Origin of the sequence: Legionella septentrionalis (assembly GCF_003989745.1) — a bacterium.
GTDB lineage: Bacteria > Pseudomonadota > Gammaproteobacteria > Legionellales > Legionellaceae > Legionella_A > Legionella_A septentrionalis.
Genome location: NZ_RZGS01000002.1, coordinates 83,228 through 103,691, shown reverse-complemented (window position 1 = coordinate 103,691; position 20,464 = coordinate 83,228). Strand labels below are relative to the sequence as shown.

Genomic DNA, 20,464 nt, shown 5'->3' with positions numbered 1-20,464 from the left:
CTGCAACGGTTTAAAGGATGCTGGCACGAATCGATAAATTAGCCTGCATACGGCCTTGGCTGCAAAATTAGTTCCACTTCTTGAGTTTTTCCATACCACCCATGTATGGACGCAAAACAGATGGGATGACAATATTTCCTTCCTTATCCTGATAATTTTCCATAATAGCAACTAAAGTACGGCCTACGGCCAGGCCGGAGCCATTTAATGTATGCACCAGTGCCATTTCCCCTGTTTCAGGATGCCGATACCGGGCTTGCATGCGCCTAGCTTGAAAAGATTCCATATTGCTGCAAGATGAAATTTCCCGGTAGGTATTTTGGCTGGGCAACCAGACTTCCAAATCATAGGTTTTGGCAGAAGCAGCACCTAAGTCCCCGGTACACAAACTCATGACCCGATAGGGTAGCTGCAAATGCTTGAGAATAGATTCTGCATGGCTTGTTAATTGTTCAAGCGCTTCATAAGACTGTTCAGCTGTTGTTATCCAGACCAATTCAACTTTTTCAAATTGATGCTGACGGATCATGCCTTTGGTGTCTTTACCATAAGAACCTGCTTCACTGCGAAAACAAGGAGAATGGCAAACATAACGTATGGGAAAAGCCTGTGCATCAACAATGGTATTACGTACCGTATTGGTAACCGGGATTTCAGCAGTGGATGTCAGATAATATCCCTGCTCACCGGCGAGCTTAAATAAATCTTCTTCAAATTTCGGCAATTGGCCGGTACCGAGTAAACTCTCTGCATTGACAATATACGGTACATAAATTTCCTGATAATTGTGCTCGCGGATGTGGAGATCCAGCATGAATTGAATGAGGGCGCGGTGCAGTCTGGCTAATTCTGACCTTAATACTACAAAGCGGCTGCCTGTGATTTTAGCAGCCATGGCAAAATCCATCTGGCCTAATGCTTCCCCTAATTCATCATGGGAACGAACTGGAAAATCAAACGTGGGGATATCTCCCCAGCGGCGTACTTCTTGATTGCCTTTTTCATCCTCCCCTACCGGCACAGAAGCATGCGGCAAGTTAGGCAGGCTTAAACTCATGGCTTCAATCTGCTGCAAGACATTATCCAAAAGAGCTTTTTTTTCTTCCAGCTCAGCGCTAATGCGGGTGACTTCTGCACGCATAGGCGTGATGTCTTCATTCCGTGCTTTCGCCTGGCCAATTTCTTTGGAACGTTGATTGCGTTCATTTTGCAGCGCTTGCGTGGCTACCTGTAACGCTTTTCTCTGCTCTTCAAGAGTTTTAAATTTTTCCACAGTAAAATTAAAACCACGCAGCTTTAATCGTTGTGCAACCAGTTCGGGATTATTACGTAACAAATGGGGATCCAGCATGTCAATCAACCTCTGCTAACCATTGCAATATACGGCCACTGCCAATTTTTTCTTGAAAATAATTTAGCACTGCATTTATCCGGCTGGGTTCATCAAAAAACTCGATCACCATCGGTAAATCCATATGTAAATCCAAAAAACGCGCTTCACGCGTTTTCCCACTGCTGCCAAAGCCTTTTACACCGCGGAATAAAGTGGCGCCTTTAATATGTTGCTCATGCAGGTAAGTAAATATTTCATTCAACAAGGGTGAATCTTCACTAAGATAAATTCGGGCTATCTTGACTTCCATTATACTCCCCCAAGCCAACGTCCAGATTGTATACCTATCAATACCAATAACAGAGTCATGCAATTGTTAAGCATAATATTTAACACTGCACCAAGCCATTGGCCATTTTCATAAAGTACCCAAGTTTCCCAGGCATAACTGGAAAATGTAGTGTATGCGCCTAAAAAACCCACAACCCAAAACAAACGCCAGTGCGCCTGGTCAGCATAACGTTCTAAGAACAAATGCATGAGCAAACCAATTAAAAATGAGCCCAGGCAATTAACCAGTAAAGTTCCCACTGGGAAACGCGTCTTCAGCAAGGTTTGACTTAGAAATACAGTGCCAAAACGTGAAAGCGCGCCTAATGCGCCACCGCTAGCAACAGCAATAGCGGCAGAGAACCACATTATCTTACTATACCGCGGGTTGATTGATTAAGAGCATCAATCATCGGCACAACCTCAGGGCAATCCTTCTGTAATACCTCAAGTTCGGCTATGGCTTGCTGAACTGTCAATCCTTTACGGAAGATGATCTTATAAGCCCGGCGCAAACAATCAATTGCAGCGGAAGAAAATCCGCGACGGCGTAAACCCACCGTATTGATGCCGCAAGCTGAAGTGGAATGTCCGGCAATCATTACATAGGGTAATACATCCTTGGTCACATACGTAGCGCGTGCAATAAAAGCATAAGCGCCAATATGGCAAAATTGGTGTACCGCCGCGTATGCGCCAATATTGGCATAATCCTGCACGATCACATGCCCGGATAAAGCTGAATAATTCACCATAATGACATGATTGCCCACCATGCAATCGTGACCGATGTGGGTATATGCCATTAAAAAATTATCATTCCCCAAACGAGTCAAGCCACCGCCTTTGACAGTACCGCGGCTTATCATGCAAAACTCGCGAATGATATTATTATCCCCGATTTCAAGTCTGGTCGGCTCGCCTTTATAAGTAATATCTTGTGGTTCATCACCCACAGAGGCAAACTGAAAAATCTTATTATTTTTACCAATGACGGTTGGTCCCTGGATAACCACATGCGGACCTACCCAAGTATCCTCGCCAATTTCAACATCAGCACCAATAATGGTGCCTGGGCCTACTGTTACGCCTTTAGCCAGCTTTGCTGAAGGATGGATTATTGCATTCTCACTTATCACTTTTTATTTCCTTCGCCGCACTCATTAATTCCGCAGAACAAGCCAGTTTATCACCAACATAAGCTTCACCTTGCATACGCCAAAAATCTCGTTTCTGCCCTATCAGCTTAACTTCAAGCCGCAATTGATCGCCCGGGGTAACCACTTGCTTAAATCTGGCTTTGTCAATTCCGGCAAAAAAATATAAAAATTCATGACCTTCCGAAGCCGTGCGCGACAAATTGGATAAGATTGCACTGGCTTGCGCCAATGATTCCAGCATTAAAACCCCAGGCATAATTGGATTACCCGGGAAGTGCCCTGTAAAAAAAGGCTCGTTAATGGTTACATTTTTTATCGCCACCAAATAATCGAATTCCTTATAATCCAAAACCTTATCCACTAGAATGAAGGGATACCGATGAGGCAGTAACTTCAGAACTTTATTAATATCCACAGATCCATTCATAACTTATGTCTCGCTTGGTTCTTAAGTTTATTAACCTAATTATGTTAAAGGTGACACAGAGCATCACATGCTCAAATTTCAGTAATTTGTATTTACATCATCACTGCCCACTAAGGAGGAATAAAATCAAAGAGGAACAACGACATCAACACAGATGCAACTCTTTCAGCTTGTGCTTATTTGCACATACTGAAAGAGTTGCAACATCAATCATTAGAATATAGATTAGCCAATAGCTTGCATTACCTTGCTGGTTACATCAAGCTTCTCAGAACTGAATGGAGCAGCATCTTTTTGCAACACGATGTCGAACTTTTCAGTTTCTGCTACTTTAGCAATAGCCGCTCTGATTTTATTATAAAAGTCTTCCATTGCTTCATTGTGTGCCGTGCTTAACTCTTGCTGGTATTGTTGGCCTTCTCTTTCGAATTTTTGTTGTGTGCTAACAATCTTCTTCTCGAGTTCTTTACGTTGAGACTGGCTCATCACTGCACTGTCGCGCTTGAACTTTTCCATATCCTTTTTCAAGTTTTCTTCTACAGCGACTAACTTATCGCGACGCGGCTTAAATTCCTTTTCCAGTTTTTCCTGGATGGCTTTCATTTGCGTTGAAGTTTGCATGATCTTTTGCAAATCCACCACGCCAATCTTTGTGCCTTCAGCGAATGCACTGGCGCATCCTAATGTAAACATTAACGCTATAATAACGCTACCTAATCGCTTCATTATTTTTACTCCCGATTGAAAGACATACAAATAAACTCAAAACAAGATGCTCGCAACATCACTTTAGTAGGCTACAGGGCTTCTCACAAAATGATTTGCAATGGCCTGCCTCCTGTGAACCAGCTTTCCCAAATCCACAGGTCAGGGTTATAAATGCTAGCACAATTCATTATCCGTTGCGATAAATTGACGCCCATTCTTTTAAAAACTCGATGATAAGGTAAATTGGAAAAATTGCTTTTCATCGGTAGGCTGCGCGTTCAATGCTTGAGCTACACTGAATGCCAAAGGCCCAAAGGGTGAGCGCCACTCAACCGATACGCCGGTAGAGTAACGCAACGGGCCTGCATCAGTTCCTGCTAATGCAACCGGCGTTCCCCTTACAAAAACGTTACCCGCATCGACAAAGAGCGTGGTGCGCACATTATCCCGACTTAATGGATAAGGTAAAATTAATCCGGCACTGCCATTTACCAGGAAGTTAGCACCTAAAGCACGCCCTGTATTGTCTTGTGGCCCCAACGAGTAACTCTCGTATCCACGTACCTGCCCAGGTTGTGCAATACCCCCCGCAAAATAGTTTTCAAAAAACGGCAACCCTTGATTATTAAATGTATTGCCATAAGCCACATTACCCAGGGCCGTAAAGATAAATCCACGCGTTATTGGATAATACATTTTGGCAAGGTAAGAAGTTTTATAATATTTAAATGAATCCGACGAACCAGGAAGAGCCACCAGCAAACCCGCTTGCTGATTCGTGCCGCGGGTAGGATAAGGCATTTGATCGTAGGTATTGCGGTTCCATCCGGAACTCAAACGGATTTGGTCAAAATTACGACCATACAAATCCACAAAATTTTGAATTTGCTGCACCGTCCCTACCGATTTAATATTTAAACCTTGATACCCATACCCCAGTTGCATGCTGCTGTTTTCGCTGAGCAAGATATTGTAATTTACATCGCCCCCGAAACGATCCGAGCTATAAGCTGCGACATCCAATTGTTTTGGATCAACGGTTTGGAAATACAAATTGACGCCACGTCCGATACCTGTATTGGTGTAGAAAGGATTGTAATAATTGAAGGAGTAATTTTGCCCCCAGTTGCTGGCATTGAAAGCCAATCCGACTGCACGCCCAGTCCCCATAAAGTTATACTGATCAAAGGCTGCATTAAACTGCGGCCCGGTCGTGCCGTAGCCTAGCGACGCACTCGCTTCAGCGGAAGGAGCTTCTTCCAAGTAAACATCCAAATCCACCTGGTTATTTGCTTCGGGTACCGGTGTGGTTTTTACGTTGATATTTTTTAAATAGCTTAAAAGTCTTAATTGCCGTTCAGATTCTTTAATATTATGCAGTGATAACAATGCCCCTTCTTGCTGGCGGATGATATTACGCAGGACATAATCCCCAGTCTTTGTGTTGCCGTGGAAATTAATGCGGCGCACGTATACATGGCGGCCTGGATCGATCACAAAAGTAATCAAAACTGTTTTATTTTGTTCATCAATCTGCGGTTCGGCATTGATGGCAGGGAAACCAAAACCCACATCCCCCAAGGCAAGACCAACGGCAGAAATGCTTTCCGTCACTTTTTTACGTGAAAACACATCGCCTTTTCTCACCTGAATTAATGAGTCAATTTTTTCCCGCGGCAGGATTGTTTTGCCGCGAATTTCATAACCTGCAAAATGATATTGTGGCCCTTCTTCGATATGAATATTGATGAATACGTCTTTTTTATCGGGTGATAATAAAACTTGCGAAGAAACAATCTTGAATTTCAGATAGCCACGATCTAAATAATAGGAACGCAATGCTTCAAGCGAAGCATCCATGGCTGCTTTGGAATATTGGTCTTTTTTGGAAAAATAAGTAAACAGATTGCTGGTAGTCAGCGACATTTCTGACAACAACTCGCTTTCCGTAAAATCGTGGTTACCAATGATCCTGATTTCCTTAATGCGGGAAACCCGCCCTTCTGAAATGGATACATTGATGGCTACGCGGTTTTCAGTAAGGGCCGTTACATTCGATTCAATACGTGCATTGTATTTACCGCGCGCGTTATAGGCTTGCTTGAGCTCCTTTTCCAATCGTTCCAAAGAAGCACGCTGAAATACACGTCCCTTAACCAAGCCGAGATCTTTAAGAATTTCCTTCATTTTGTCGCTGGGAATTTCGCTATTTCCCGTGACATTGATCGAGCCCACGGTGGCGCGTTCGATAACTCGGACAATTAACGTATTTCCCTGGCGTTCAAGCACTACCGATTGAAAAAAACCGGTATCATATAAAGCGCGGATAATTTGCGGGGTAGACGCCGGGGTAATTTCCTCCCCCACTTGTACGGGCAGATAATTCAATACTGTCCCGGTACTGACTCGCTGGGCACCAATTACTTTAATATCCCGCACGATAAAGCCATTTTCGGCACTTACAGCTGCTGACCACATTAACGCTGTACTACAAAAAACACTCAATACAAATTGTTTACTGATTTTTTTCATTATTGTTTTTACATCCAGGGATATTTTAGTTTACTCAACTTCACTGGCTACATAGCAATGAAACGATCATGGTTTAAGCCCATTCGCTTGGTCTATCATGTGACATTAAAATGCACCCTTTTATAGGAAGTAGCAAATTCTGTCAAGAAATCAGCACATGCCGCATCGGTTCATAAAGCAATTTTGCTTGTAGCCTCGAATAAGCGTAAAGCAGGCAGCGCCGACTTATGCCCGTGCTAGGCAGCACAAAAAAAGATGGTTAAACCAGACAAATCATAAGCAATATCCAGCAGGCAGTACCTCTTATCCGACAAGCCTGCTTATGTCATTAGTTAAAGCCACCACCATCAAAGCAATTAAAATTAATAATCCTAAATACATACCCAGCGAGCGCACTTCCTCAGAAAGAGGCCGTCTCCTTATGATTTCAAGCAAACAATAAAGCAAATGCCCGCCATCCAACATGGGAATCGGCAATAAATTTAAAACGCCTAAACTGATGCTCACCAATGCCAAAAAAGAAAGATAGTAAGCCAAGCCACTGCGCGCTGATTCTCCCGCCCCCTGAGCAATGCCTACAGGGCCGCTCAAACTTTGCCAGGGTAATTTTCCCAAGGCTAAACGCCCCATTAAAGTAAAGGTGGCCTTGGTAAGGTTTAAAGTTTGCAAGAAAGCCGTGCCGGCAGCTTGCAAGGGATTTTCCTGATGTAACCGCAGCCAGTGAGACGGCCAGTTTATTGGATTGGAACGCACACCTAACAAACCTTCAACCGCCCCGTTATTATTGGCTTGACCGATTTTTACCGGAATAGTATGTGATGCACCGTTGCGCTCTATGGTGAGATGGGTTTGTTTATTCGGATTTTTCCGGACGTACTCGACCAGAACCAGCCAACTGTCAACAACGACCCCATCAATATGCGTTACCTTGTCATCAACCCTAAGACCCGCCGCCTGGGCAGGCGAATTCTCAAGCACACTGCCTACAATGGGGGGGATAGTGGGTACAAAAGGCGTGATCCCCATACTTTTTAAGACATCCTGGCTTTTGGTATTGAGCTGCCAATCAGCCAGAGGCAGGATAAGCTCGGTTTCCTTGCCATTATCTAAGGATTTAACGCGCAGGGTAACAGGTTCTTCTGTACCTATTAAAGGCATCAATGCATATTGAAAATCGCGCCAACTATTAATTTTTTCTTCATTTAAAGCCAAAATTTCTTGGTTGGCTTTAAATCCTGCCCGAGCGGCAAAGCTGCCGGGCTGCACTGCATCGATCATCGGCGCTAAGGATTTAATGCCAATGATAAGCATCAACCACAAGGCAGCAAAGGCAAATAAAAAATTAAATAACGGGCCGGCCAATACGATGGCCATGCGGGCCCATACCGATTTATTATTGAAAGCAAGATGTTTTTCATCTGCCGCCACTTCTCCTTCCGACTCATCCAGCATTTTGACGTAACCGCCTAAAGGAAAAATTGACCAGGCAAATTCTGTGCCACGCCTATCACGCCAGCTGGCAATCACTTTGCCAAAACCAAACGAGAAGCGCAGTACTTTTACTCCGCACCAACGTGCTACAAGAAAGTGTCCAAATTCATGCACAATGATAAGAAGGACAAGAGCAAGAAAGAAATAAAACAGCGTGAATAACATAAACTCAAAGCCCTGCAAAAAAGAATCTTACACCACAATAAAATAGGGGCAAAGCAGCAATCAGACTATCTAAACGATCAAGCACCCCCCCATGGCCTGGGAAAATATTGCCAGTGTCTTTCAATTTACAACGTCGTTTTAAAATACTGATGCATAAATCACCCAGTATTGAAATAAATATAGTGCCAGCCGCTAAAATAAACCAATAAAAGGAATAAACGGGCTTGAAATATAAATACCCTGCTGCTGCAACTGCCATGGCTAACAGCACCCCCCCGAGGGTGCCTTCGATGGTTTTACCTGGGCTTACCAATGGAATGAGTTTGCGGCGCCCACAGCTTTTCCCCGCTAAATAAGCACCGATATCAGCCGCCCAAACCAGGGCCAACAAATAAACGACCAAATCTTTCCCCGCCGTCAACCGGTAAAGCGCCATGAGGCTGCTTGCGAATAACGGCAGTAAGACCAAGGCAGCTCCTGCCACGATGAAAGGATAACCCCACACAACTTGGGATGAAGGAAACAGCAAAACAGCAAAAAAAATTAAAGTCCACAAGATTAATCCTGTGATCGACCAATAATCCAGCCATTGCATACATAACCAAGTGGCTGCGAGAACCAGCAGGGTAAACAGAATCTTATACGGTAATTTTTTTACAGGAATCAACTGGCTCCATTCCCAGGCACCTGCTGCCGTCAGGAGCAAAACTATGCTGGCCAAAAGCCAGGAAGGAGCATAGTAAATAGCGAATAAAACTGCAGGGATTAAGATAAGGGTGGTAATAAGCCTTTGTTTAAACATGGTTTTTCTCAGTTAATTGCTTTGAGGTTTGACCATAACGCCGTTCGCGCAAACTGTAGCTCTGCAATGCTTTTTCAAATTCTTCTAGTGTGAAATCCGGCCAATGAACTTCGCAGAAATAAAGCTCCGTGTATGCAAGTTGCCAAAGAAAAAAATTGCTGATTCTTTGTTCTCCACTCGTTCTAATGAACAAATCAGGCTCTGGAAGTTTGTGAGTGCTTAATTGCCGGGTAAAAACTTCTTCATCCATATCTTCAAGACGAATTACCCCTTGTTGCAATTCTGCCGCCATTTTTTTTGCGGCCTGCAAAATATCCCATTTCCCGCTGTAATTCACTGCCACATTTAAAATCAAACGCTCGTTTTTACAAGTCAGCGCTTCAGCGGAATGCATTTGGGTTTGCAAATCCGCTGATAATTGCCTGCGCTCGCCTATGAAACGCAGGCAGACACCATATTCATGCAATTGTTTTATTTCTTCTCTTAATGCATGGATAAAAAGTTGCATTAAAAAATCAACTTCGCCTTCCGGGCGAGACCAATTTTCGCTACTAAATGCAAACAAGCTTAAAATATGAATATTTTTTTGCAAACAATGTTGTACAACAGACTTTACCGTTTCGATACCGGCTCGATGCCCTTCAGCGCGAGGCAACCCTCGATTTTCTGCCCAACGTCCATTACCATCCATCACAATAGCAACATGTTCGGGTAATTTTTGATTCAACCCACTTCTTCCATCAACAAAAATGGCCTATAGTCTACCTGCTTTATAACAAAAGATTAAGCAAAACTAACTGGCGTAGCTTTTTAGTTTGCGGCGACAGTAACATTAAGCGATGCATGCCTTAAGGAGTGATTATGTTCTCGGGAAAAAAACCTCCATTGGTTTTATTGATTCTGGATGGCTGGGGGTATTGTGAAAACTCGGAACATAATGCCATTGCCCAGGCACATACTCCGCACTGGGATAAATGGTGGAAAACCGAACCGCATATTTTACTGCAAGCATCTGGGAATCCGGTTGGTTTGCCTGCTGCGCAAATGGGTAACTCAGAAGTAGGCCATATGCACATCGGCGCTGGCCGAGTGATATACCAAGACTATACCCTGATTAACGAAGCAATTAAAACAGGGGAATTTTTCAACAATCCCGTATTTCTTAACACCATTGAAGAAATTAAACAACAGGGAAAAGCCCTGCATGTGATGGGCTTGCTTTCACCTGGCGGCGTTCACAGTCATGAAAACCATTTGTTTTCATTTTTAACTCTGTGCGCAGAGAAAGAATTTTTTAATGTCTACCTGCATTTATTTCTTGACGGCCGCGATACCCCGCCGCAAAGTGCTGCAGCAAGCATCAAAAGATTGCAAGACCATTTAAACAAATATCCTGTAGGCTTTATAAGTTCTATATGTGGTCGCTATTATGCGATGGATAGGGATAAGCGCTGGGAGCGAGTCTATCCCGTTTATCAACTACTCACCGAAGTAATCAGCCCCTACGAATTTAATACGCCTGAAGAAGCACTGGCTTTTTATTATCAGCAACAAATTTATGATGAATTCATTCCCCCGACACGTATTGGCATAGGCAAAGCCATTACTGATGGCGATGCAATTTTCTTCTTCAACTTCCGCGCAGATCGGGCTCGGCAATTAACCCAAGCATTTACCCTGGATGAATTTGATGGCTTTACACGCGTACAAAAACCACAGCTTGCTGCTTTCATCAGCATGACCCGATATGCCAAAAATTTACCAACCAAGCCTGCCTTTCCGCCAGCATCGCTTAAAAACACGCTGGGAGAAGTCCTCGCCTACGAAGGTTTGACGCAGTTGCGCATTGCTGAAACCGAAAAATACGCCCACGTCACTTTTTTTCTAAACGGTGGCTCTGAACAAATTTATCCCAATGAAGATCGGATTTTAATCCAATCCCCACACGTCGCAACTTATGATGAGAAACCAGAAATGAGTGCGCCTGAATTGACTAAAACGCTCGTAGATGCGATAAAAAGTGGCGCGTATGATGTCATTATTTGTAATTATGCCAATGCCGATATGGTAGGTCATACCGGGAATTTCGCGGCTACCGTAAAAGCCATTGAATATCTGGATAAAGCAATGCATGAGATTTGGCTTGAACTACAGCATGTAGGCGGTAAATTATTAATTACTGCCGATCATGGCAATGCGGAAATGATGTTTGATGAATCCACAAGCCAACCTCATACTGCACACACCAGCGAAGCTGTCCCTTTTTTATACTTGGGCGGAAACTGGCATTTCAATGCCATCCATGGCAGCTTGATTGACATAGCTCCGACTTTACTTACCTTGCTTGACATTACCCCCCCAGTGGAAATGACCGGAAAACCGTTATTGGTAAAAAATCATGCGCATGCGGACTAAACTTTTCTGTGTATGTTTATTTCTGAAGGTGAGCTCTCTTTCATTTGCCGAAAGTGCCCCCATACACGAAACGCGAAATAAACTAAAAGATTTAGACATTAAAATTAGCAAGCTGCAACAAACGCTGGCGCATGCTCATAATAAGCAGGCGGTGCTCTATCAAGAACTTGCCGCAACAGATAAAAAAATTGGAGAAAGTGTAAAAAAATTGCACGAAACTCAAGAAATATTAACAGAAAGACAAAACAAAATTGCAGACTTGCAACAACAAATTGCATCGGTAAACAAACGCTTGCAAAAAGAGCAGCACTTGCTGGCTATCCATGTGCGGACTCGCTATAAAATGGGTGAATATCAACCCCTTAAATGGTTCATCAATCAAGAAGACCCTGCTACTATCAATCGCTTGCTTACTTATTATGAATATTTGATTCGCTCACAGAAAAATATGGTAGCACAGGTAAAAAAAACCAAGGAAACCCTCACTTCTTTAACTGCAACATTACATGCTGAATTGCTTGCACAACAAAAATTGCAAGAGCAAATCGTATTAAATCAGCAAAAACTCAAAAATGAAAAGAGTTATCAAATTCAATTAGCCCATACTATGGGAAAAGACATTCTCTCCGCCCGGCAAACTTTAAAGGAATATCAACAGAACAAGGCTAATTTAGCCCGCTTGCTACAAACGCTGATGCAGCAAAGTTTGCTGCAAACCCACTCACCTTTTTCAAGGATGCGCCATAAATTACCCCTACCCGTCAAAATTGCTCGCGATACGTTGCAAAAATTGAATCATGGGTTGATTTTTTATGCCAAGGAAGGTACTGCAATTAATGCCGTATACCCGGGAAAAGTAGTGTTCAGCGACTGGCTTAAAGGCTATGGCTTGTTATTAATAATCGACCATGGACAGGGTTTTATGACGCTGTATGCACACAACCAATCCTTGTACAAACAAAAAGGCGATGTTGTGCACCAACACGAGCAAATTGCAACGGTTGGCCATAGCGGTGGACTTAATCAAAACGGTCTATACTTTGAAATAAGACACCGGGGGAAAGTCATTTCGCCACTTGAATGGTTGTCTTGATTGTTTTTGGCGAGTTGCCGAACAACAACAATAACAACACGGAAAGCAACTATGGCCAACCAGCCGTGCTTTCAAGGAGAATTTTATGTCCGCTAATTATTTGTCTAAGGGTTTACTCACCTTATTCACGGCTTTTGTTTTATCTCCTGCCCCAGTTCTTGCTGAAGAAGAAGCACAGCAACGTATCCCCATGGAAGATGTTCAGCGCTTTTCCGATGCCTTGAGTCAAATCAAAAAATATTATGTAAAACCAACCAATGACAAAGAATTATTCGATAATGCCATACGTGGCATGCTCTCCGGTCTTGATCCGCATTCAAGCTATCTTGACGAAGAAGATTTCCAGGATTTGCAAACAGCGACCAATGGTGAATTTGGCGGTTTAGGCATTGAAGTGACCATGGAAGAAGGCGTGGTTAAAGTGGTGACGCCACTGGTGGATACTCCTGCCTATAAAGCGGGTATCAAAGCGGGTGATTATATTATCAAACTCGGTTCGCAATCTGTGCAGGGGCTTGATCTTAAGGATGCAGTGAATTTAATGCGCGGAAAAATAGGCTCTCCTATCGAACTGACCATTTTACGCAAAGGCGAAACCAAACCATTAATCTTTACCTTAGTCCGCGAAAAGATTTTAATAAAAAGCGATAAAAACAAACTTCTCGATAACAACTATGGTTATATCCGCCTAAGCCAATTTCAAGCTACAACCTATAAGGATATGAAACAAGCGATTGATCAACTCAAACAAGAATCCGGCGGGAAACTTAAAGGATTGGTTTTGGACTTGCGCAACAATCCAGGCGGCTTGTTGGATTCAGCGATCCAAATTTCCGATGCATTCATCCACAATGATCAAAAAGGTGAAGAAGAAAAAATCGTTTATACGGAAGGCCGTTTACCCGGCTCCAAATTTACTGCTTTAGCAAACCCTGGTGATATTCTGGAAAATGCCCCCATGGTTGTCCTTATTAACAATGGTTCAGCTTCCGCTTCTGAAATTGTCGCGGGTGCTTTGCAAGATAACAAGCGGGCGGTTATTCTCGGTACCAGAAGTTTTGGCAAGGGTTCAGTACAAACGGTCCTGCCCCTTGATAGCAAACGAGGCATAAAACTTACGACTGCCTTGTATTATACTCCTGCGGGCCGCTCTATCCAGGCTACCGGTATTACACCGGATATCGTGGTTGAAGAGGTAACGGTTCCCAAAGCCGGTTCCCAGGAAAATTTCTCAGGCTTTACTGAAGCAGATTTGAGTGGCCATTTGTTGAATGGCAATAAAAATGATGATGGTAAAGCCAAGCCAACCAATACGGCTCAAGACGACCAAACATTGCTGCATGAAGATTATCAACTATATACGGCTTTGATGATCTTGAAAGGATTAGTCATTGCTCGTCATTAATACAAATTGCAAATCCACTTGTCTTATTTAAGTGGATTTTGCAGTCGCTCTTTGCGATAATTGCGCTTTAGTTTGGCACGAACTATTTATGCGCTTATACAAATCCTGGCTGTTTATATTTTTTATTTTTTTCGTACAACAAGCTACGGCCGATGTTGTTGCACATTTTAATCGGATTAAATCTGATCCCAACGCTCTTTATGCTTTCTTGAAAAATATGCCAAAGGGAGGGGAGTTGCACTACCATTTAGCGGGTGGCGCTTATCCTGAAACCATGGTAGCACTGGCAGCTCAAGGAAATTATTGCCTGAATAAAAATACCTTAGCGCTTAATAAGACTGTAGAATTGTGTCATGGGGTCAAGTCATCGGACATTTATTCCCAACCTGAACTTTATCATCAAATTATTCGCGCATGGTCCTTGAAAGATTTTGTGGCAGGGCAAGAATCATCCCATGATCATTTTTTTGCAAGTTTTTTTAAATTCATGCAGATAGTTGCGGATTTCCGGCCACAATTGTTAGCTGAAATTATAAAACGTGCCGCCTCCCAGCAAGCACTTTACCTGGAAGTGATGATATTACCGGATAACGCACACTCGGCTTCATTCGCCAATCTTATCCAAAATGCAACTTCATTTGCTGAAAAAAAACGTTTGCTGCTGACTCATCCTGAATTTAAAAAAAATATTCAGCATACTATCACCGAAAGCGCCCGCATTTTAAAAAAAACCCGTCAGATCTTGGGCTGCGACAAAAATCCGCATTTGCCTGCATGCAAGGTTACCGTTAAATTTCAATATTATATTTTACGCGAGCAAGCACCTGATAACATGTTTGCGCAGGCTGTGAATGCGTTTGCCGCAGCCTCTGCATCGCCCGATCTGGTTGGGGTTAATTTGGTACAAGCTGAAGATGGAATCATTTCCCTGCGCGATTATCGTATGCATATGCAAGTGATGCAGTTTTTACACCAAATTTATCCAAATGTGCATATCTCCCTGCATGCGGGAGAAATGGCGCCCACTGCCGTGCCTCCGGAGGATTTACGTTTTCATATTCATGACGCCATATTCACAGGTCATGCAGAACGCATCGGTCATGGAGTAGATATTGCCTATGAAAATCAGGCTGAGCGAATTGTGCAATACATGGCCGAACGCCCAATCCCAGTAGAAATCAATTTAATCAGCAATCAAAAAATTCTACAGATCAGCGGCAAGAATCATCCCCTGCTTTATTATCTTGCCCACCACGTGCCCGTCGTGCTTTCCACCGATGATGAAGGCATATTGCGCACGGATTTAACGCAACAATATGTAGAAGCGGTCATGACGCATGGGATTGGCTACCACAAGCTTAAAACAATTAATAGAAATGCCTTGACCTACAGTTTTCTCCCTGGGAAAAGCATCTGGAAAGATGCCAAGCATTCTCTGCCGATAGCAGCATGTGAAAACTTAGAAAATCCCACATGCCTTGAATTTATAAAAACAAATGAAAAGGCAAGAATTCAATGGCAGCTTGAAAAACAATTAAGCGCGTTTGAAAAAAGCTTTGCCGCTTCGCATGAGTTCACTTAAGCTTAATAAGCTGCAGTGATAAGACTTCAAAATGGCAAATTAATAACGTATTATCTTGGAATCTTTGCCGGAATTATGATGCTATTTGGAGTAGAACCATGACAGCCGAATTCTATTCGGCTTCTCTTGTAAGCCGATTTTCCATCGCTGAGAAGCACCTCGTTCCTAAAGGTTATTATCGTTCAAAGTTATTCATCGCTTCTTCTACCTCCAATCCATTGGTGGCAGCGGCAGGACCTTTACTGTCTTTACTTGAACGCTTGTGCATTAGCCCTACCCTACCTCCTATTCATAATATCCGCGACAACATCGAACATGAATTATTGGCTTTTAATAGTCGCCTTCTTGGGCAAAATTACTCCGAAGAATTTGTCGTCATTGCTCATTACCTACTAAGTGCCACCATCGATGAATTGTTAGGTAAAAATTATCTACGCTTGTATAAAACCCCCGCCGAGTTTAAGGCATTTACCCCTTCCTCCCATGACGAAACAGGTCCGCAGCGGCGTTTTTTTGACATTGTTAATTTCATCAAAGAACGCAGCAGCCAATATTTGGATTTACTTGAACTGGCTTACTATTGCCTTATTGCCGGATTTGAGGGCGAGCAGCACTTGCGCGCTGACGGCCGTCAAACCCTGGATAATTTAATCGAAGAATTATTTCAGCTGATCCAACAAAACCGTGTGAACAAACCGCACAAACTGTTCAAAGAACAAGCGAATACCATAGCGGAACCCAAAAGCAATAAATATCTATTGATTGCTGCGCTATTTTCTCTGGGTTTATTGATTTCGATTTATTTTCTTAGCCATACGCTCTTGGATCACAAAGCCAAAACCCTCTTGCTTGATCATACTGTACTTACCAATATGGATAATTAATGGATAAATCGTTGTCTGCTTTATGCCACGCCTTAAAAAAAATTATCGGGCAATTAAAACCGCAAAATAATGCACTCTCCTTTTTATTATTGACAGGAAAAATAAATCAGGGAAAAACTGCTTTATTGCGGCAAAGCCAGCTCCAACATGTTATGGTCGATGCGGAACGCAGTGCGGATATTTATTACAATCAACAAGGAGTTATTGTCGAACTGGGCGAGACGTGGTTAAACCAAAGTACCAACCCTCTGCAACATACCCTCAAACAGTTAAATCGCTGCCACCGAGCTCTTAAGATCAGCGGCTTATTACTTTGTGTAGACGTCAATGATTTATTTGCTGCCGAGCCAAGCCAAGTTGCTGAACAAATAAAAAGCCATACGCAATTGCTGCATCGTTTTGGCCAAAGCCTCGGGTATCGCATTGATGCAGGGCTTATTCTTACCAAACTGGATGCTTTAGCCGGGTTTGCTGAATTCTTCCAGTATGAACATGAATCTGAACTGAAAAAACCGCTTGGCTTCTCCATTTTCAGTAGCATGCAACGGGAAAAATTGCTTGAGGCATTCACCAGCCAATTTGAGCATTTAATAGAAATGCTAGGGCAACAAGTTATCAGTAAAATGCATCCGGCACGCTCCAGCCTTAAAAGAACGCTTATCCGCGAATTTCCCCTACAATTGGCAAGTTTGCGAGGTGCGCTGCAGCTTTTAATTTTAAATACATCGCCTCGTTTTTTTAACCTACAGGCGCTTTATTTCACCAGTGCTGAACAAGGCGGGGTGAGCCTTGATCGATTAAATAAAAAAATTCAACATGAATATACGCTCGCAGTGCAAGATAAATACCCACAATCCCTAAATTATCGCGCTTATTTTATCGATGGGATGCTGCAGGCATTTCAGCAACAAACCCGGCGTTTTGTTCCAGCGGTTACTGTCCCGCATAAGTGGCTTATGGCAAGTTTATCAGGTGCCGTAGGAATATCGCTTATTTGGGTTGCACATCAATATTTAAAATCTTCGCAATTGTTGGATGAAGCAAGCAAAGAATTGTTAATGTATGAAACCATGCGTGGGCAAAAAAATTCTAATGCCGCCCCAGCTTTATACCATTTAGCCAAAGCATCCAATTCCCTGGAAAAAATTTCATCCCATATTGCATTACCCACAGTACAACTTTTAAAAACACAATTGCAAAGCAATACCAAGCAGAATTTACAAGGTAATTTTCTGCCAGCACTGCTTGCTGAAATTGAACAGCACATGACTGACGTCAATGCTTCACAATATGACCGCTATCAAGCTTTGCGCATCTATCTAATGCTTGGCGATGCGCAAAAATTTTCTCAACCTGAGGTTATGGGATGGTTTAACCAAGCATGGAATAAAGAAGCGCCCGAACAAGTGCAAAAAAAGATGAGCTTGCTGAAACGCATTGGGCAACAACCTTTTCAGCCCATAAGCATCAATGCACAAATTGTCAGCGATGTCCGCAATTACTTAAATGCCTTGCCAATGAGTTATTTATATTATTCGCTGGCAAAACACCATTTTCCGCAAGAAAAACAAGCCATCGCAATTCCAGGCTTTACGCTACCACAACAAGAATTGCCTGTTTATCTCACCAAAGCAGGATTTCAAAATATCATCAGCAACTTGCCAGAAATTAGCAGGAAACTTCACGAAGATAACTGGGTATTAGCGCGCCAAGATGTATTCGATTTACAAACAGTATTGCAACAAGCTTATTGTTATGAATACGTCTCCTGGTGGCAGAATTTCATGCGCCGCTCCATGCCGGTTCATTTTCAGGATTATCAGCAAGCTCGGGAACAAACCTTGTTATTGCACCAATCCGGTGCAATTCCTAAGCTAATTGATTTTATTCAGCAACAAACTACCCCTGAACTTGCAAACAGCTCTACCCTTTTTAACCAGGAAATTGCCAGTAAATTTACCGAGCTTAGTTTGCTAAGCCAATCTGCCATACAAGACTTAGGAATAAATCTCAATGAACTGCAAAAATTTCTGGCTACTTTGTCCGTGGTTAACGATAAGGGCAAGACCGCGTTCACTTTAACACGATCTCGCTTCCTGGATGATACAGTTTCCAATCCGTTGAGTGTTCTTTATTCCCGTGCCCAGCAGTTGCCGGAACCGGTAGCAAACTGGGTAAAACAAATTGCGGACGATGCCTGGTTTATCCTCATTAATGACAGCAGGCAATATATTAACCAGCAATGGCAGCAAACGGTTTATCAAAATTATCAATATCAAATCGCCCAACGTTATCCTTTCGATCCCATGCAACCACAAGAGGTTGCCATAGCCGACTTTGAGCGCTTTTTTGCAAGGCAAGGAATTTTAAATCAATTTTTGGATTATTATATAAAACCTTATCTTGATACTTCACGTGCTCAATGGCAGCCCAAAGAATTAAATGGTTATGTATTGCCTATTGCAGCGGAAAATATTAATGAATTAATCCGCGCCAATGTCATCACCAACATGTTCTTCCCAGAACAAAGCGCCACAAGTAAAATTGACTTTAGCTTACAAAAAATTAGCCTCGATCCAATCGTTGCTAATCTGGCATTGAAAGTTGGCCACACGAAACTTTACGATGATCAGAACTCTGAATCTACAACGCATTTTTCCTGGCCTGAAGCGGATGCCAAGCTTGTATTAAACTCCATCGAAGGAAACCATTTCGAGTTAAACGAAACGGGACCTTGGGCATTTTTTAAAATTCTGCAAAAAGTAAACGTACTGGTTAGCGAACAAGACAGTTCCAGCTTACAAATTTTATTTGATATAAACGGCAATTCCGGGCGCTATTTGTTAAGAACGCAAAACCAGGTAAATCCATTCATCCCGGGGATATTAAATGGATTTACCTTACCGGAAGCAATCGTTTAATCAGATATTGGCAGGAGTAAACATTGCTTGCTGACTTCCCGAATGAATTGTTACCTGGGCAGGTTTTGGTGACGTAGTTAGACAATCCCGCAGCTTGGCCGCCATCATACTTATCTCTTGGCTAATGATTGTCGGCGATGAAGCTTGCGGGGAGTAATAATAGTTATGAAATACATAACGCGTATGATAAGTTTCTGTATCCACTTTATATGGAGTAGGCTCTAACAAATTTTCCCGGGTAAGTGGGTGCGTCGCATTAGCCGAAGTGCAGTAAGTTTGCAAGGATTGTTTATTAAAAATTTGCGACCTCCCAGGAACAGGCAGCCATGCTGAATCCTTAAAATATTGCTTTACCAGCACCACTGCGTTTTCCGGTGCAGGCTTCTCTAAGTCTATCGTACAGTTGCCATTTAACCGTTCAAGCATGTCTTGGTATTTTTGTAGTAAATCGGCAATTTCGCGGCTGTCTTTTTGCGCGAGCTGTTGCGTTTCTTGAGGGGTTAATAATGGGGCAGAGTTTTTTATGATTTCGTTTAATTCTTCCTGGCTTAACTCTAAAGCTTCAAATTGCTGCGGTTCTATGGGATTAGTATAAGTATTTTCTTGAGCGGCTTGGAGCATGGACAGCAGTTGCTGCATTTGATCTGCATCGGCATATTGGAACCTTCGCTGTATTAGATCTTCATCCATTGCCTCTGGTGCATCACTACTTGAAAAGAAAGAAAAGAAAAATAACCGAAATGCATAATCATACCAGCCCTCCAGGCCACCCTCCCATGCTGCCCGAGCGCCCTTAATAGGGGAGATTATCACTTCACATAAAGCAAAAAAAAGCACTACCGGAGTGATTGCTGCAGCAAGCAGGGTCAATACCGCTGCTGTGCCTGCCGCGACCAATGCAGAGGCGACATAGGAGGGAACCAACTCAAAAGTCTTCGCGCCCACAACGAATGAAACAATAAGAATAATGACCGCTGCTATAGGAATCGCCAGAGCTGTAGAAAGTAATAATGCACCCAAACGCACGAATGGGCTGGCAACTAAGGCAAAACCAGCCAGGAAAAGACGGCTCAATTTGTGAAGAACTTCGGGCAACCCCATGTTTATCCTTTAGCAACAATTTAACCAAAACGTATCATACAGTAACCTGCATAATAATTCAACTGGGTGAAAATTATTAAAACAATTTATCCGCTGCTCTCAAGCAATCCACATG

The 20,464-nt window shown here is 42.8% G+C and carries 17 protein-coding genes; 6 read left to right on the top strand and 11 right to left on the bottom strand.

What is annotated here, in order from left to right:
• Positions 1 to 67: 67 nt before the first annotated feature.
• The 10 genes from serS to uppS all read right to left on the bottom strand — a co-directional run bounded on the left by serS (position 68) and on the right by uppS (position 9,675).
• Positions 68 to 1,351, bottom strand: a complete 1,284-nt coding sequence (serS, locus tag ELY11_RS01610) for a serine--tRNA ligase (protein ID WP_127032383.1) — start codon at positions 1,349 to 1,351, stop codon at positions 68 to 70.
• Position 1,352: 1 nt separating this feature from the next.
• Positions 1,353 to 1,643: a DUF190 domain-containing protein gene (locus ELY11_RS01605; protein ID WP_126954660.1), complete on the bottom strand. Its 291-nt coding sequence runs from the start codon at positions 1,641 to 1,643 to the stop codon at positions 1,353 to 1,355.
• A complete protein-coding gene (crcB, locus tag ELY11_RS01600) occupies positions 1,643 to 2,032 on the bottom strand; it encodes a fluoride efflux transporter CrcB (protein ID WP_126954659.1) in 390 nt (129 codons plus the stop codon). The genes ELY11_RS01605 and crcB overlap by 1 nt, the downstream gene beginning before the upstream one ends.
• Positions 2,032 to 2,802 (bottom strand): acyl-ACP--UDP-N-acetylglucosamine O-acyltransferase, encoded by a 771-nt coding sequence (gene lpxA / locus ELY11_RS01595; RefSeq protein ID WP_126954658.1) that lies wholly within the window; start codon positions 2,800 to 2,802, stop codon positions 2,032 to 2,034. Before lpxA ends, crcB begins: the two co-directional genes overlap by 1 nt.
• Complete coding sequence (gene fabZ / locus ELY11_RS01590) at positions 2,792 to 3,250, bottom strand: 3-hydroxyacyl-ACP dehydratase FabZ (protein ID WP_126954657.1); 459 nt, start codon at positions 3,248 to 3,250, stop codon at positions 2,792 to 2,794. Before fabZ ends, lpxA begins: the two co-directional genes overlap by 11 nt.
• Positions 3,251 to 3,475: 225 nt before the next feature.
• Positions 3,476 to 3,976 carry an OmpH family outer membrane protein gene (locus ELY11_RS01585; RefSeq protein WP_126954656.1) on the bottom strand — a complete coding sequence of 167 codons (501 nt, stop codon included), beginning with the start codon at positions 3,974 to 3,976 and terminating at the stop codon, positions 3,476 to 3,478.
• A gap of 201 nt (positions 3,977 to 4,177) precedes the next feature.
• Positions 4,178 to 6,490: an outer membrane protein assembly factor BamA gene (bamA, locus tag ELY11_RS01580; protein WP_126954655.1), complete on the bottom strand. Its 2,313-nt coding sequence runs from the start codon at positions 6,488 to 6,490 to the stop codon at positions 4,178 to 4,180.
• A 303-nt stretch (positions 6,491 to 6,793) separates the two neighbouring features.
• The gene (gene rseP, locus ELY11_RS01575; protein ID WP_127032382.1) at positions 6,794 to 8,146 is read right to left on the bottom strand and encodes an RIP metalloprotease RseP; all 1,353 of its coding nucleotides are present in this window, start codon (positions 8,144 to 8,146) and stop codon (positions 6,794 to 6,796) included.
• A gap of 4 nt (positions 8,147 to 8,150) precedes the next feature.
• Positions 8,151 to 8,948 (bottom strand): phosphatidate cytidylyltransferase, encoded by a 798-nt coding sequence (locus tag ELY11_RS01570; protein WP_126954653.1) that lies wholly within the window; start codon positions 8,946 to 8,948, stop codon positions 8,151 to 8,153.
• On the bottom strand, positions 8,941 to 9,675 hold the full coding sequence (gene uppS / locus ELY11_RS01565; protein ID WP_126954652.1) for a polyprenyl diphosphate synthase: 735 nt from the start codon (positions 9,673 to 9,675) through the stop codon (positions 8,941 to 8,943). The genes ELY11_RS01570 and uppS overlap by 8 nt, the downstream gene beginning before the upstream one ends.
• 134 nt (positions 9,676 to 9,809) lie before the next feature.
• On the opposite strand from uppS, the gene gpmI reads away from it, so the two are divergent.
• The 6 genes from gpmI (at position 9,810) to icmF (ending at position 19,248) form a co-directional block, all read left to right on the top strand.
• A complete protein-coding gene (gpmI, locus tag ELY11_RS01560; protein WP_127032381.1) occupies positions 9,810 to 11,363 on the top strand; it encodes a 2,3-bisphosphoglycerate-independent phosphoglycerate mutase in 1,554 nt (517 codons plus the stop codon).
• 28 nt (positions 11,364 to 11,391) lie between these two features.
• The gene (locus ELY11_RS01555) at positions 11,392 to 12,456 is read left to right on the top strand and encodes a murein hydrolase activator EnvC family protein (protein WP_233579565.1); all 1,065 of its coding nucleotides are present in this window, start codon (positions 11,392 to 11,394) and stop codon (positions 12,454 to 12,456) included.
• An 85-nt stretch (positions 12,457 to 12,541) separates the two neighbouring features.
• Positions 12,542 to 13,861: a S41 family peptidase gene (locus ELY11_RS01550; protein ID WP_127032380.1), complete on the top strand. Its 1,320-nt coding sequence runs from the start codon at positions 12,542 to 12,544 to the stop codon at positions 13,859 to 13,861.
• Positions 13,862 to 13,949: 88 nt separating this feature from the next.
• Positions 13,950 to 15,443: an adenosine deaminase family protein gene (locus ELY11_RS01545; RefSeq protein WP_127032379.1), complete on the top strand. Its 1,494-nt coding sequence runs from the start codon at positions 13,950 to 13,952 to the stop codon at positions 15,441 to 15,443.
• 98 nt (positions 15,444 to 15,541) lie between these two features.
• Positions 15,542 to 16,327 carry a type IVB secretion system protein IcmH/DotU gene (icmH, locus tag ELY11_RS01540; protein WP_127032378.1) on the top strand — a complete coding sequence of 262 codons (786 nt, stop codon included), beginning with the start codon at positions 15,542 to 15,544 and terminating at the stop codon, positions 16,325 to 16,327.
• Positions 16,327 to 19,248, top strand: coding sequence for a type IVB secretion system protein IcmF (gene icmF, locus ELY11_RS01535; protein WP_127032377.1), 2,922 nt, complete (start codon positions 16,327 to 16,329; stop codon positions 19,246 to 19,248). The genes icmH and icmF overlap by 1 nt, the downstream gene beginning before the upstream one ends.
• Here the strand turns inward: icmF and ELY11_RS01530 are convergent, their stop codons facing one another.
• On the bottom strand, positions 19,249 to 20,349 hold the full coding sequence (locus ELY11_RS01530; RefSeq protein ID WP_126954033.1) for a hypothetical protein: 1,101 nt from the start codon (positions 20,347 to 20,349) through the stop codon (positions 19,249 to 19,251).
• Positions 20,350 to 20,464 lie beyond the last annotated feature (115 nt).

Bases quoted from the DNA above. Each gene is read 5' to 3' on its own strand.
- serS (WP_127032383.1), bottom strand. From the start codon at position 1,351: ATGCTGGATCCCCATTTGTTACGTAATAATCCCGAACTGGTTGCACAA.
- ELY11_RS01605 (WP_126954660.1), bottom strand. From the start codon at position 1,643: ATGGAAGTCAAGATAGCCCGAATTTATCTTAGTGAAGATTCACCCTTG.
- crcB (WP_126954659.1), bottom strand. From the start codon at position 2,032: ATGTGGTTCTCTGCCGCTATTGCTGTTGCTAGCGGTGGCGCATTAGGC.
- fabZ (WP_126954657.1), bottom strand. From the start codon at position 3,250: ATGAATGGATCTGTGGATATTAATAAAGTTCTGAAGTTACTGCCTCAT.
- ELY11_RS01585 (WP_126954656.1), bottom strand. From the start codon at position 3,976: ATGAAGCGATTAGGTAGCGTTATTATAGCGTTAATGTTTACATTAGGA.
- bamA (WP_126954655.1), bottom strand. From the start codon at position 6,490: ATGAAAAAAATCAGTAAACAATTTGTATTGAGTGTTTTTTGTAGTACA.
- rseP (WP_127032382.1), bottom strand. From the start codon at position 8,146: ATGTTATTCACGCTGTTTTATTTCTTTCTTGCTCTTGTCCTTCTTATC.
- ELY11_RS01570 (WP_126954653.1), bottom strand. From the start codon at position 8,948: ATGTTTAAACAAAGGCTTATTACCACCCTTATCTTAATCCCTGCAGTT.
- gpmI (WP_127032381.1), top strand. From the start codon at position 9,810: ATGTTCTCGGGAAAAAAACCTCCATTGGTTTTATTGATTCTGGATGGC.
- ELY11_RS01550 (WP_127032380.1), top strand. From the start codon at position 12,542: ATGTCCGCTAATTATTTGTCTAAGGGTTTACTCACCTTATTCACGGCT.
- ELY11_RS01545 (WP_127032379.1), top strand. From the start codon at position 13,950: ATGCGCTTATACAAATCCTGGCTGTTTATATTTTTTATTTTTTTCGTA.
- icmH (WP_127032378.1), top strand. From the start codon at position 15,542: ATGACAGCCGAATTCTATTCGGCTTCTCTTGTAAGCCGATTTTCCATC.
- icmF (WP_127032377.1), top strand. From the start codon at position 16,327: ATGGATAAATCGTTGTCTGCTTTATGCCACGCCTTAAAAAAAATTATC.
- ELY11_RS01530 (WP_126954033.1), bottom strand. From the start codon at position 20,349: ATGGGGTTGCCCGAAGTTCTTCACAAATTGAGCCGTCTTTTCCTGGCT.